Origin of the sequence: Actinokineospora guangxiensis (assembly GCF_042657845.1) — a bacterium.
In the GTDB taxonomy this organism is placed as follows: Bacteria; Actinomycetota; Actinomycetes; order Mycobacteriales; family Pseudonocardiaceae; genus Actinokineospora; species Actinokineospora guangxiensis.
In genome coordinates this window covers 370,663-382,363 of sequence record NZ_JBHSKF010000005.1, presented here as the reverse complement: position 1 = coordinate 382,363, position 11,701 = coordinate 370,663, and the positions used below count along the sequence as shown (strand labels likewise).

Below are 11,701 nucleotides of genomic sequence, written 5' to 3'. Positions count from 1 at the left end.
GGGAGCCAAGGACAAACGACGGAAACGCTTGGCAACCGCTGTTCGATCACGCAAGATTCTCGCGGCACGCGAGCAGCCGTGCGCATGAGGGTGGGAGAGGACGGTTCATGGTGCATGTGGTGGCGGTGGACGTGGGCGGCACGTCGGTCAAGGCGGCGCTGGTCGACCGCGACCTGAACCCCGTCGAGACCCTGCGCGAGCCGACCAGGCGGGTGGACGGCTCGGTCGACGTCGCCCACATCGCCGACCTCATCACCCGGCTGGCGGACGGGCACGAGGTCGCCGGGGTCGGGGTCGCGGTGCCGGGCATCGTCGACGACGCCACCGGGCACGTGCACACGGCCGTGAACCTCGGCTGGCACGACCTGCCGCTGCGGTCGCGGCTGCGCACGCTGACCGGTCTGCCGCTGCTGGTGCGCCACGACGTGCGCACGGGCGGGCTGGCCGAGTTCACCGTCGGCGCGGCCACGGGCGTGCCGAACGCGGTGTTCCTGCCGATCGGCACCGGCATCGCCGCCGCCTTCCAGGTCGACGGCCGCCCGGTCGTCGCAGGCGGGTTCGCGGGCGAGATCGGGCACGTCGTGGTCGACCCCGGCGGGGCGACCTGCAACTGCGGCCAGGTCGGCTGCCTGGAGACGCTGGCCGCCGCCCCCGCCGTGGGCCGCCGCTACACCGAGCGCACCGGCCGCGAGGCCACCGCCGCCGACGTCGCCACCCGCCTGGCCGAGGACCCCGACGCCAGGGCCGTCTGGGCCGACGCGGTCGCCGCCCTCGGCACCGCCCTCACCCTCGCCGCGACCCTCTTCGGCCCCGAGGTCATCGTCCTCGGCGGCGGCCTCGCCGAAGCGGGCGACGCCCTGGTCGACCCGGTCCGCGAGGACCTGCACGCCCGACTGACCTTCCAGCGCGAGCCGAGGGTGGTGCGCGCCGCGCTCGGCCAGGACGCGGGCCGCGCGGGCGCGGCGCTGCTGGGTTGGCAGGCCGCCGAACAGGGCTGAGCGCGCGGGTACGGTCGGCGCATGAGCCTTGGTGTGCTGGTGCCGCGCGACCTGCCGATCGCCGAGTTCCCCGGCTATGTCCGCCGGGCCGAGGCGGCCGGGTTCGACGAGCTGTGGGTGGTCGAGGACCTGTACTTCCGGGGCGGGGTGGCGCAGGCTGCCGCCGCGCTGGCCGCCACGGAGCGGATCAGGGTCGGCATCGGCATCCTGCCCGCGCCGCTGCGCAACCCGGCGCTGACGGCCGTGGAGGCGCACACGCTGGCCGAGCTGTTCCCCGGGCGGCTGATCCTGGGCATCGGGCACGGGATGCCCGGCTGGATGGCCGAGGTGGGCGCGGCCCCGGTCAGCCCGCTGCGGGTGCTGGAGGAGCACCTCACGGTCGTGCGGTCCCTGCTGCACGGCTCCAGCGCCGAGCTGGCCGCGACGGTCCGGCTCGACCTGACCGTCACCGCCCCTGCCCCGCCGGTGCTGGCCGGTGTCCGCGGCCCGCGATCGCTGGCCCTGTCCGGCCGGGTCGCCGACGGCACCCTGCTCGCCGAACCCGTCACCCCCGAGTACCTGGCCGCCGCCCGCGCCGCGATCGGGGTGGCCGACCACCATGTGGCCGCCTACAACTTCGCCGCCGTGGACACCGACCCCGACCGCGCCAGGGCCGCCGTCCGCCCGCTGATGGCCTGGCTGGGCGAGCCCGACTGGGCCCCGCACATCGCCCCCCTGGACTTCGCCGACGAGTTCGCCGCGCTGCGCGCCGAGTGCGCCGACGGAGCGGAGTTCGCCGCGCGGGTGCCGGACGAGTGGGTGGACCGGCTGACGGTGAGCGGTACGCCGGAGCGGGCCAGGGCGCGGGTCGCCGAGCTGCGCGAGGCGGGGGCGGACAGCGTCATCCTGATCCCCGTGGACGCGGACCTGGACGGGATCGCCGCCCTGGTCGGCCACTGAGGCCTGTCGTCTGTTTGACCGCGTTCTGACGTAACGGTTCTCCCGGGCCGGCGATACGATCATCGCAGGCAGCCCGACGGAGGGACCCGGATGGGAAGCGTGATCGGGTTCTGGTCCTACGCGCGCCGCGACGACGAGGCCGAGGGCGGCCGGATCTCCCGGCTCTCCCGCGACATCGCCGAGCAGTACAGCATGCGGACCGGGGACCCGGTCGACATCTGGCTCGACCTCGACCGGCTGCGCTGGGGCGACCGGTGGCGCGAGGACATCCAGGACGCGCTGGGCCGGGTGCGCTTCTTCATCCCGGTGATCACCCCGCGCTACTTCCAGCGGGTGGCGTGCAGGCGGGAGCTGATCCTCTTCACCAGGACGGCGCGGTACCGGGGCGCGGTGCTGCCCGTGCTCTACGCCGACCTGCCCGACGAGCACCCGGACTTCCCCGATCCCGCCCGGCAGCTGATCGACGGCTACCAGCGCAGCGACTGGCGCGAACTGCGCGATGAGGACCCGGATTCCTCCGGGTACCGCCGGAAGGTGCGGCGAATGGCGATGACCCTGGCCGACGCCGAGCAGGCCGGTCCCGCCGCGGCCGACGCCGTGGGCGATCCCGACGCGCTGGTGCAAGCCGTCGTCGTCGGGGTGGCGGAGATGGCGCACAGCGTGGCCGTCGTCAATGGACTGCTCGCCTCGCCCGGCGATCCCGGCCTGCCCGCCGGGCTCGACGCGCAGAGCAGGCGGCTGCTGGGCGTGGCGCACACCCTCAGCGGCGACGTCCACGACCTGGCCGCGGCCCTGGGCTCCCCCGGCTCCCGGCCGGGGTGGTCGGTGACGGGTGCGGGCCAGGCGCTGGGCCGGGCGCTGGCAGGCGGCGCCCGCCTGGCTGCGGCCGTCGCCGGCCTGCGGCCTGATGACCGCACGGTCCGCGCCGCGCTGGAGCGGATCAGGCTGGCGCTGCTGCTGGCCGACGACTGCACGGCGGTCGCCGAGCAGTGGACGGGAGGAGACCGGTGACCAGCGCGGAACAGTCCCGCAAGGCGCGGGAGATCGCCCGGCGCGCGAAGGAGCTGCGGGAGCGCGTCGGCTCCGCCGGGGACAGCGTCGTGCTGGCCGACGCCGAGCAGGCCGCGGGCGAGGCCGGGGCGGCGGGCGAGACCGCCGTGCGGGAGCCGGGCCGGGAGCCGGAGCTGGTCGACCGGCTGCTCGACGAGGCGGCGATGCTGCTCACCCTGGCCTACAAGCAGGCCGAGGAAGGGCTGGCCGAGTTCGGCCAGAGCCTGGACATGGCGACCCCCGACCTTCCTGGCAAGGACAGGGCGGGCCGGATCGAGCGGGAGACGACCTACCGGGCCGACGACGGCACCGAGCTGGTGGCGAGCCCGGATCACTCCGAGCGGACACCGCACTACTTCCCCGGTGGGAGCTTCCGCGGCTGCCTGATCCCGGAAGGCCGGTTCTCGCGGGCGTTCTGGAATGACGTCACCTTCCGCGTCACCGCCGCCGGGATCGTGGTCGTCACCTGGGGCGTGTTCGCGGGCAAGTTCGCGGACCGGTACTTCCCCGGCGGCGGATCGCGGGACAAGGCCCGGTGGGAGCTGTTGTCCGACCTGGCGTCCGCCGCGCCGAGCGGCGGCGGGAAGAGCAGTGGCGGGTTCCTCGATTTCCTCGACTTCCTGTGAGGCGGCAATGGCTGGCGAACTGCGCGACAACGTCGTCTGGTTGAGCGCGAACGACGACGGCACCTACCGGATCAGCTCCGCCGCCGACGCGCTGCGGGCTCAGGTGACCAGTGGGTTGGCGACCTACGGCGAGACCTCGACGCTGGCGGTGATGACCTGCACGCTGCCGGGCAAGAAGGCGGGCACGTCGCTGGTCTACCACCCCGGCGGCGACTCGGACGGGGCCAAGCTCACGGCGGGCGTGTCCGGATTGGGCGTCCTCGGCGGGCTCATGAAATCCAGCGAAGCCCGCAAGGGCAACTACTACTACGTGCACTCGCGGGTGGTCGACCACCGGCAGCCCGGCAAGGGGTACGGCGGGTTGGTGCAGGCCGGCGCTGCCGCCATCTCGCTCGGGGTGAGCCTGCACAAGCTGTGGAAGGCCCACAAGTTCAAGGACGAGGGGTACTACACCGACGAGAAGAAGCCGAGTCTGGTCATCCGGGGCAGGGTGAGCCTGACCGACCTGCGCCCCTACCACGACATCTACTGATCAGTCGATGAGCGGCAACAGGCGCTGGTTCCACACCCCGTCGTGCTTTCGGGCCGCGGCAAGGCGTTCCGGGTCGACTTCGCCGTAGGTGGTCGTGCGCTGGCGGGCGGGGCGGCCTGCCGCGGTGGCGAGGGATTCCAGGTCGGCGATGGTCTTGTAGCTGCCGTTGTCGCTGCCCGCCATGCGGCTGATGGTCTCCTCCATCAGGGTGCCGCCGAGGTCGTTGACGCCGCCGCGCAGGACGTCGACCACGCCGGGGTCGCCGAGTTTGACCCAGCTCGTCTGGATGTTGGCGATGCGCTCGTGCAGCAGGATGCGGGCCAGGGCGTGCACGGCGCGGTTCTCCCGCGGGGTGGGGCCGGGGCGGGCGATGCCCGCCAGGTAGAGCGGGGCGTTGGTGTGGACGAAGGGCAGCAGCACGAACTCGGTGAAGCCGCCGGTGCGGGCCTGCAGCTCGGCGATGAGCTTGAGGTGGGCGACCCAGTGGGCGTGGGTGTCGACGTGGCCGTACATCATGGTCGAGGTGGTGGGGATGCCCAGGCCGTGGGCGGTCGTCACGACCTCGATCCAGTCGGCGGTGGGGAGCTTGCCCTTGGTGAGCACCCAGCGCACGTCGTCGTCCAGGATCTCCGCCGCCGTGCCGGGCAGGGAGTCCACCCCGGACTCGCGGGCCGCGCTCAGCCAGTCCTTGATGGACAGGTTCGTCCTGGCAGCGCCGTTGACGACCTCCATCGGGGAGAACGCGTGGATGTGCAGGCCGGGCGCGGTGCGCCGGACCTCGGCGGCGATGTCGAAGTAGGCGGTGCCGGGCAGGTCCGGGTGGATGCCGCCCTGCATGCAGACCTCGGTCGCCCCGACCGACCACGCCTGCTCGGCGCGCTGGCCCACCTGCTCCAGGGACAGGGTGTAGGCGTCGGCGTCGGTGCGGCGCTGGGCGAAGGCGCAGAAGCGGCAACCGGTGTAGCAGACGTTGGTGAAGTTGATGTTGCGGGTGACGACGTAGGTGACCTCGTCGCCGACGGCCGCGCGGCGCAGGTCGTCGGCCAGTGCGGCCAGGGCGGCCAGTTCGGCGCCCTCGGCGGCCGACAGCAGCGTCAGGGCGTCCGAATCCGACAGTGCGGACAGGTCGCGCTCGGCGTGGCGCAGCGCGGTCAGGAACTCCGGGCGCACCGCCCCGGCGATCCCCGAGGCTCCCGCGGCGACGTCCAGACCGGTGTGGACCGAGGCGCGCAGCTCGGCCCAGTCCCCGTACACGGCGTCGAAGTCCGAGCGCCGGTCGTCGGAGCGGCCGACGGAATCGATCTCGGTGTGCAGCTCGGTGCGCCCGGACCCGTCGAGGGCGACTTCCGGCTCCTGCCACGGCATCCCGACCGGTAGGCGGCCCTCAACGGCCAGCCCGGAGGGCTCGGCGAGCGCGGCGACGTGCCGGGCGATCCTCGGGTCAAGCCACGGCTCGCGGATGTACTCGGGATAGACGGTCAGCCGCTCGGCGAGCCGGAACCCGGCTTCGGCGGTGCGCCGGGCGAGCAGGTCGATCTGCGGCCACGGCCGCTCGGGGTTGACGTGGTCGGGCGTCAGCGGCGACACCCCGCCCCAGTCATCGATGCCCGCGCGCAGCAGCAGCCCGTACTCCTCGCCGATGAGGTTCGGCGGGGCCTGGATGCGCGCCTTGGGCCCGAGCACCACCCGGGCGACCGCGACGGTGGCGGCCAGCTCGGCGGCCTCGGCGTCGGGCATGCCGCGCATCGCCGTGTCCGGCTTGGCCCGGAAGTTCTGGATGATGACTTCCTGCACGCCGCCGTACTTGCGGGCGACGGACCGGATGGCGAACAGCGAGTCGACCCGCTCGGCCAGCGTCTCGCCGATGCCGATGAGCACGCCGGTGGTGAACGGCACGGCGCTGCGCCCGGCGTCCTCCAGCACGCGCAGCCGCACGGCGGGCTCCTTGTCGGGAGAGCCGTAGTGCGGTCCGCCGGGCTCCGACCACAGGCGGGTGGCGGTGGTCTCCAGCATCATCCCCATCGACGGGGCGACGGGCTTGAGCCGCTGGAAGTCCGCCCAGGACAGCACGCCGGGGTTGAGGTGCGGGAGCAGTCCGGTCTCCTCCAGCACGCGGATCGCCATGGCGCGCACGTAGGAGAGGGTGTCGGGGTAGCCCGCGGCGTCGAGCCATTCGCGGGCGGCAGGCCAGCGCTCCTCGGGGCGGTCGCCGAGGGTGAACAGCGCTTCCTTGCAGCCCATCGCCGCTCCGTCGCGGGCGATGGCGAGGACCTCGTCCGGGGACAGGAACGGCGCGGGCAGCCGGTGCGGGACGGTGGCGAAGGTGCAGTAGTGGCAGCGGTCGCGGCAGAGCCGCGTCAGCGGGATGAAGACCTTGCGCGAGTAGGTGACGACCCCGGGCCTGCCCGCCGCCTCCAGTCCGGCGTCGCGGACGCGGCTCGCGGTGGTGAAGAGGTCGTCCAGGTGCTCGCCGCGCGCGTGCAGCAGCACCTCCGCCTCGGCCGCGTCGAGCGATACCCCGTCCCGGGCGCGGCGCAGCGCGCGGCGGATCGCGGACTCGGCTGGGATCACGGCACCTCCCGGTAGGCGGACTGCCCCCAACCTATACGGGGGCAGTCGCCTGTCCGGGTGACGCGTGCCTCAGCGCGTCAGCGTGACGTCAGGCCGGAGAGCGCTTTGCGCGCCTTGTGCGGGGCGGCGGTCACGGCCTCGCCGACGGTCTCGCCGGTGTCCTGCGCCCACTCGCCGAGGTCGTGGGCCTGCGACTTGAGCTGCTTGCCCGCGCGCTTGGCCCGCCAGCCCAGCGACGGCTTGCCCTCGGTGTCGGCGGTGGCCAGCAGCAGCCCGCCGAGCAGGCCCGCGTTCTTCAGGAAGTGGATGAGCTGCTGGGTGCGCTGGGCGGGGTCCTTCTCGGCCCAGAACTGGTGCGCGGCGAGCGTGGTGGGCACCAGGCTGCCGCTCAGGGCCAGCGACGCCAGGCGCGGCAGGCGGTTGGTGGCGAAGAGCAGACCGGCGACGACCTTCACCGCGCCGTCGATCTTCACCAGGGTCACCGCGTCGGTCGGGACGCTGTCGGGGATCTTGTCGCCCGCCGTGCCCCTGAGCTGGTCGAGCATCGGCTTGGCGGCCTCGGCGTGCGCCTCCGGCGAGCGCAGCGCCTGCACGCCGCCCCAGATGAAGATGCCCGCCAGCATGGGGCGGGCGACCCTGCGCAGGATCATCGGTCCGTCCTCCTCGTCCTTGTCCTGGTCGCCCGGTTTCTAGTCGACCCGGTCCTTGGTCCGCTCCACGAGTTCCCGGACGTACTCGACCGTCCCACAGCCCGCGTCGATGCGCGCGTCGCGCTCGGTGACGAACTCCTCGCCCAGCTCGGCGCGGCGCTCGTCGCTGACGGTCTCGCGCGCGTCGTTGAGGATCGTGCGCTCCTCCTCGTCCAGGTGGTGGTTGATGGCGGAGACCAGCTCCTCCAGCTTCCCCTCCCACTCGTCGGATTCGGTGTCCTCGACCTCCATGAGGGCCAGCAGCGCGATGTTGCCCTCGGCGTGCTCCTCGGCGCCGTGCTCGACCTCGTGGTCGTCGACCTGCTTGTAGCGGCGCAGCGCCGGGTAGACCTTGGACTCCTCGGCCTCGGCGTGCCCGACGAGCAGGTGGGCCAGTTCGTCCAGCGCCTTGCGGCGGTCGGATGAGCGGTCGCGCAGCGTCCTGAACAGGTCCTCGAAGCGCCGGTGGTCGTCCAGGATCAGCTGGATAACGTCGTTCGTGGTGGTGGTCATGCTCGGCTCTCTCCGGTTCGGGTCTCGGCCGGGTATTACCCCGACCGGACCCGAACCAACCGCCGGGCGCTACTCCGAACCGGCCTCGATGTCGCCTTCCACTTCCAGGTAGAGGGTGCGCAGGGCGGCCAGGGTGGCCTGGTCGGGCTCGGCCCACAGGCCCCGGTCGGCGGCCTCCAGCAGGCGTTCGGCGATGCCGTGCAGGGCCCACGGGTTGGACTCGGCGAAGAACTTGCGGTTGGTCTCGTCCAGGGCGTACGTCTGGGCGAGGGTGTCGTACATCCAGTCGGGGACGACGTTGGTGGTGGCGTCGTAGCCGAACAGGTAGTCGACGGTGGCCGCCAGCTCGAAGGCGCCCTTGTAGCCGTGCCTGCGCATGGCCTCGATCCAGCGGGGGTTGGCCACGCGGGAGCGGAACACCCGGTTGGTCTCCTCGACCAGGGAGCGGGTGCGCACGGACTCCGGGCGCGTGCTGTCGCCGATGTAGGCGGCGGGGGCCTTTCCGGTGAGCGCGCGCACCGTGGCGATCATGCCGCCGTGGTACTGGAAGTAGTCGTCGGAATCGATGATGTCGTGCTCGCGGGTGTCGACGTTCTTCGCCGCGACCGCGATGCGCCGGTAGGCCGACTCCATGTCCTCGCGCGCGGCGCACCCGTCGAGGTCGCGGCCGTAGGCGAAGCCGCCCCACACGGCGTAGACCTCGGCGAGGTCGCGGTCGTCGCGCCAGTTGTGGCTGTCGATCAGCGGCAGCAGGCCCGCCCCGTAGGCGCCGGGCTTGGAGCCGAAGATGCGGGTGGTGGCGCGGCGCTCGTCGGTCTCGTCGGCCTTCACGTGGGCGCGGACGTAGTTGTCCTCATCCGGTTCGTCCAGGGCAGCGACCATGCGCACCGCGTCGTCGAGCAGGTAGACGACGTGCGGGAAGGCGTCGCGGAAGAAGCCGGAGATGCGGACGGTGACGTCCACGCGCGGGCGGCCCAGCTCAGCGAGCGGCACGACCTCCAGTCCGCTGACGCGCCGCGACGCCGGGTCCCACACCGGGCGCACGCCCAGCAGCGCGAGCACTTCGGCGATGTCGTCGCCCGAGGTGCGCATCGCCGAGGTGCCCCACACCGACAGGCCCACCGAGCGCGGCCATTCGCCGGTGTCGGCGCGGTAGCGCTGCAGCAGCGAGTCGGCCATGGCCGAGCCGGTTTCCCAGGCCAGGCGGCTGGGGATGGCCTTGGGGTCGACGGAGTAGAAGTTGCGGCCGGTGGGCAGCACGTTGACCAGGCCGCGCAGCGGGGAGCCGCTGGGGCCCGCGGGGACGTAGCCGCCGCCGAGGGCGTGCAGGATGTTGCCGATCTCGTCGGTGGTGCGCTCCAGGCGGGGCACGACCTCGGCCGCGCCGAAGGCGAGCACGCGGGCGACGTCGGGGTTGGGGGCGAGTTCGGCGGCGGCGGCCGGGTCCCAGCCGCGCTGGTCCATGGCGCGGACCAGGCCGCGGGCCTGCTCGTCGATGGCGTCGGTGGTGGTGCGGTCGGCTCCGTCGACCAGCCCGAGGGCCTCGCGCAGGCCGGGCAGCGCCGCGACCTGGCCTGCCCACATCTGGCGCGCCGACAGCATCGCGGTGACCAGGTTGACCCGGCCCTCCCCCGCGGGCGGCTCGCCGAGCACGTGCAGGCCGTCGCGGATCTGCACGTCCTTGATCTCGCAGAGCCAGCCGTCGACGTGCAGGAGGAAGTCGTCGAACTCGGCGTCGTGCGGGCGGTCGGCCAGGCCGAGGTCGTGGTCGAGCTTGGCGGCCTGGATGAGGGTCCAGATCTGGGCGCGGATGGCGGGCAGCTTGGCCGGGTCCATCGCCGCGATCGAGGAGTACTCGTCCAGCAGCTGCTCCAGGCGGGCGATGTCGCCGTAGGACTCGGCGCGGGCCATGGGCGGCACGAGGTGGTCGACCAGGGTGGCGTGGGCGCGGCGCTTGGCCTGGGTGCCCTCGCCGGGGTCGTTGACCAGGAACGGGTAGATCAGCGGCAGGTCGCCGAGGGCGGCGTCGGGTCCGCAGGCGGCGGACATGCCGAGGTTCTTGCCGGGCAGCCACTCCAGGTTGCCGTGCTTGCCGAGGTGGATGACGGCGTGCGCGCCGAAGTCGGCGGCGATCCACCGGTAGGCGGCCAGGTAGTGGTGGCTGGGCGGCAGGTCGGGGTCGTGGTAGATCGCGACGGGGTTCTCGCCGAAGCCGCGCGGGGGCTGCACGATGACCACGACGTTGCCGCCGCGCAGGGCCGCCAGGACGATGTCGCCCTGATCGACGAACAGCTCGCCGGGGGCCTCGCCCCAGTGCTCGGTCATGCTGTCGCGCAGCTCGGCGGGCAGGGTGTCGAAGTGCGCGCGGTAGCTGTCGGCGGAGATGCGGATCGGGTTGCCCTTGAGGTCGTCGGCGCTGAGCCAGTCGGGGTCCAGGCCGCCCGCGTCGATCAGGGCGTGGATGAGGGCGTCGCCGTCCTGGCTGGCGACGCCGGGCAGCTCGCCGGTGTCGTAGCCTGCTTCGCCGAGCGCCCTGAGCAGGCGCACGGCGCTGGCGGGCGAGTCCAGGCCCACTGCGTTGCCGAGGCGGGAGTGCTTCGTCGGGTAGGCCGACAGCACGATGGCGATCTTCTTCTCGGCGGGCGGGATGTGCCGGAGCCGGGCGTGCGCGACGGCGATCCCGGCGACGCGACGGGCCCGCTCGGGGTCGGCGACGTAGACCGAAAGGCCGTCTTCGTCCTGTTCCTTGAAGGAGAACGGGACGGTGATGATGCGGCCGTCGAACTCCGGCACGGCGACCTGGGTGGCGGTGTCCAGCGGGGACAGGCCGTCGTCGCTGCCCTCCCAGGTGGCGCGGTCGCTGGTCAGGCACAGCGCCTGCAGGATCGGGATGTCCAGGGCGGCGAGCGCGCCGACGTCCCAGGCGTCGTCGTCGCCGCCTGCCGAGGCGTCGGCCGGGCGGGTGCCGCCCGCGGCCAGGACGGTGACGACGAGGGCGTCGACGGTGCCGAGCAGTTCCAGCAGTTCGGCCGGGGCGGTGCGCAGCGAAGCGCAGAACACCGGGACAGGGGTGCCGCCGCGTTCCTGCACGGCGTCGCACAGCACGTCGATGAAGGCGGTGTTCCCGGCGAGCTGGTGGGCCCGGTAGAACAGCACGCCCACGCGCGGCCCGGCGCCCTCGGCGCGCTCCAGCCTGCCCCAGGCGGGCAGCTCGACCGGCGGGGCGAAGCCGGTCCCGGTCAGCAGCAGCGTGTCGGACAGGAAGTGGTGCAGCTCACGGAGGTTGTCCTTGCCGCCGCCGGCGAGGTAGCGGTGCGCCTCGGCGACGACGCCGCCGGGGGCGGTGGAGCACTGCATCAGCTCGGCGTCGGGGGCCTGCTCGCCGCCGAGCACGACGACGGGCGCCTGTCCGGCCAGCAGGGCGTCGAGTCCCTCTTCCCAGGCGCGGCGCCCGCCGAGGAGCCGGACGACGACGAGGTCGACCCCGTCGAGCAGCGGCGGCAGGTCGCCCGCGGAGAGGCGGGCGGGGTTGCCGAGGCGGTAGTCCGCGCCGGACGCGCGGGCGGAGAGCAGATCGGTGTCCGAGGTGGACAGCAGCAGGATCATGGCGCCCTTCCTGGGGTCCTCGCCCCGGGTCCGTGGGACGCGACGGCGGGAGTGTCCTGGCTCCCGGATCACCGCTCCCCCCGTGGCCTTCCCTCTCGGTGGCCGTCGGGCAGGGGGTCGCTCCCCGGTGACAGTGGCGGGACCGCGCCGGATTCACACCGGCTTCCTCCGTCGCCG

9 protein-coding genes and 1 riboswitch are annotated in these 11,701 nt (G+C 73.3%); of the genes, 5 read left to right on the top strand and 4 right to left on the bottom strand.

The window, feature by feature from the left end; genetic code table 11:
- Nucleotides 1–107: 107 nt before the first annotated feature.
- The 5 genes from ACFPM7_RS14160 to ACFPM7_RS14140 all read left to right on the top strand — a co-directional run bounded on the left by ACFPM7_RS14160 (nucleotide 108) and on the right by ACFPM7_RS14140 (nucleotide 4,145).
- On the top strand, nucleotides 108–998 hold the full coding sequence (locus ACFPM7_RS14160) for an ROK family protein (RefSeq protein WP_378247898.1): 891 nt from the start codon (nucleotides 108–110) through the stop codon (nucleotides 996–998).
- Nucleotides 999–1,019: 21 nt separating this feature from the next.
- A complete protein-coding gene (locus tag ACFPM7_RS14155) occupies nucleotides 1,020–1,937 on the top strand; it encodes an LLM class flavin-dependent oxidoreductase (RefSeq protein WP_378247896.1) in 918 nt (305 codons plus the stop codon).
- A gap of 90 nt (nucleotides 1,938–2,027) precedes the next feature.
- Nucleotides 2,028–2,948, top strand: a complete 921-nt coding sequence (locus tag ACFPM7_RS14150; protein ID WP_378247894.1) for a TIR domain-containing protein — start codon at nucleotides 2,028–2,030, stop codon at nucleotides 2,946–2,948.
- Nucleotides 2,945–3,613: a hypothetical protein gene (locus tag ACFPM7_RS14145; RefSeq protein ID WP_378247892.1), complete on the top strand. Its 669-nt coding sequence runs from the start codon at nucleotides 2,945–2,947 to the stop codon at nucleotides 3,611–3,613. Before ACFPM7_RS14150 ends, ACFPM7_RS14145 begins: the two co-directional genes overlap by 4 nt.
- Nucleotides 3,614–3,620: 7 nt before the next feature.
- Nucleotides 3,621–4,145 carry a hypothetical protein gene (locus ACFPM7_RS14140; protein ID WP_378247890.1) on the top strand — a complete coding sequence of 175 codons (525 nt, stop codon included), beginning with the start codon at nucleotides 3,621–3,623 and terminating at the stop codon, nucleotides 4,143–4,145.
- Here ACFPM7_RS14140 and ACFPM7_RS14135 read toward each other — a convergent pair whose 3' ends face one another.
- The 4 genes from ACFPM7_RS14135 to cobN form a co-directional block, all read right to left on the bottom strand.
- Nucleotides 4,146–6,695, bottom strand: a complete 2,550-nt coding sequence (locus ACFPM7_RS14135) for a bifunctional FO biosynthesis protein CofGH (protein WP_378248012.1) — start codon at nucleotides 6,693–6,695, stop codon at nucleotides 4,146–4,148.
- Nucleotides 6,696–6,793: 98 nt separating this feature from the next.
- Nucleotides 6,794–7,366 (bottom strand): DoxX family protein, encoded by a 573-nt coding sequence (locus tag ACFPM7_RS14130; RefSeq protein ID WP_378247888.1) that lies wholly within the window; start codon nucleotides 7,364–7,366, stop codon nucleotides 6,794–6,796.
- A gap of 39 nt (nucleotides 7,367–7,405) precedes the next feature.
- Nucleotides 7,406–7,918, bottom strand: a complete 513-nt coding sequence (locus ACFPM7_RS14125; protein WP_378247886.1) for a hemerythrin domain-containing protein — start codon at nucleotides 7,916–7,918, stop codon at nucleotides 7,406–7,408.
- Nucleotides 7,919–7,987: 69 nt separating this feature from the next.
- On the bottom strand, nucleotides 7,988–11,524 hold the full coding sequence (gene cobN, locus ACFPM7_RS14120; protein ID WP_378247884.1) for a cobaltochelatase subunit CobN: 3,537 nt from the start codon (nucleotides 11,522–11,524) through the stop codon (nucleotides 7,988–7,990).
- 50 nt (nucleotides 11,525–11,574) lie between these two features.
- A riboswitch (cobalamin riboswitch) is annotated at nucleotides 11,575–11,692 on the bottom strand.
- Nucleotides 11,693–11,701: the final 9 nt, after the last annotated feature.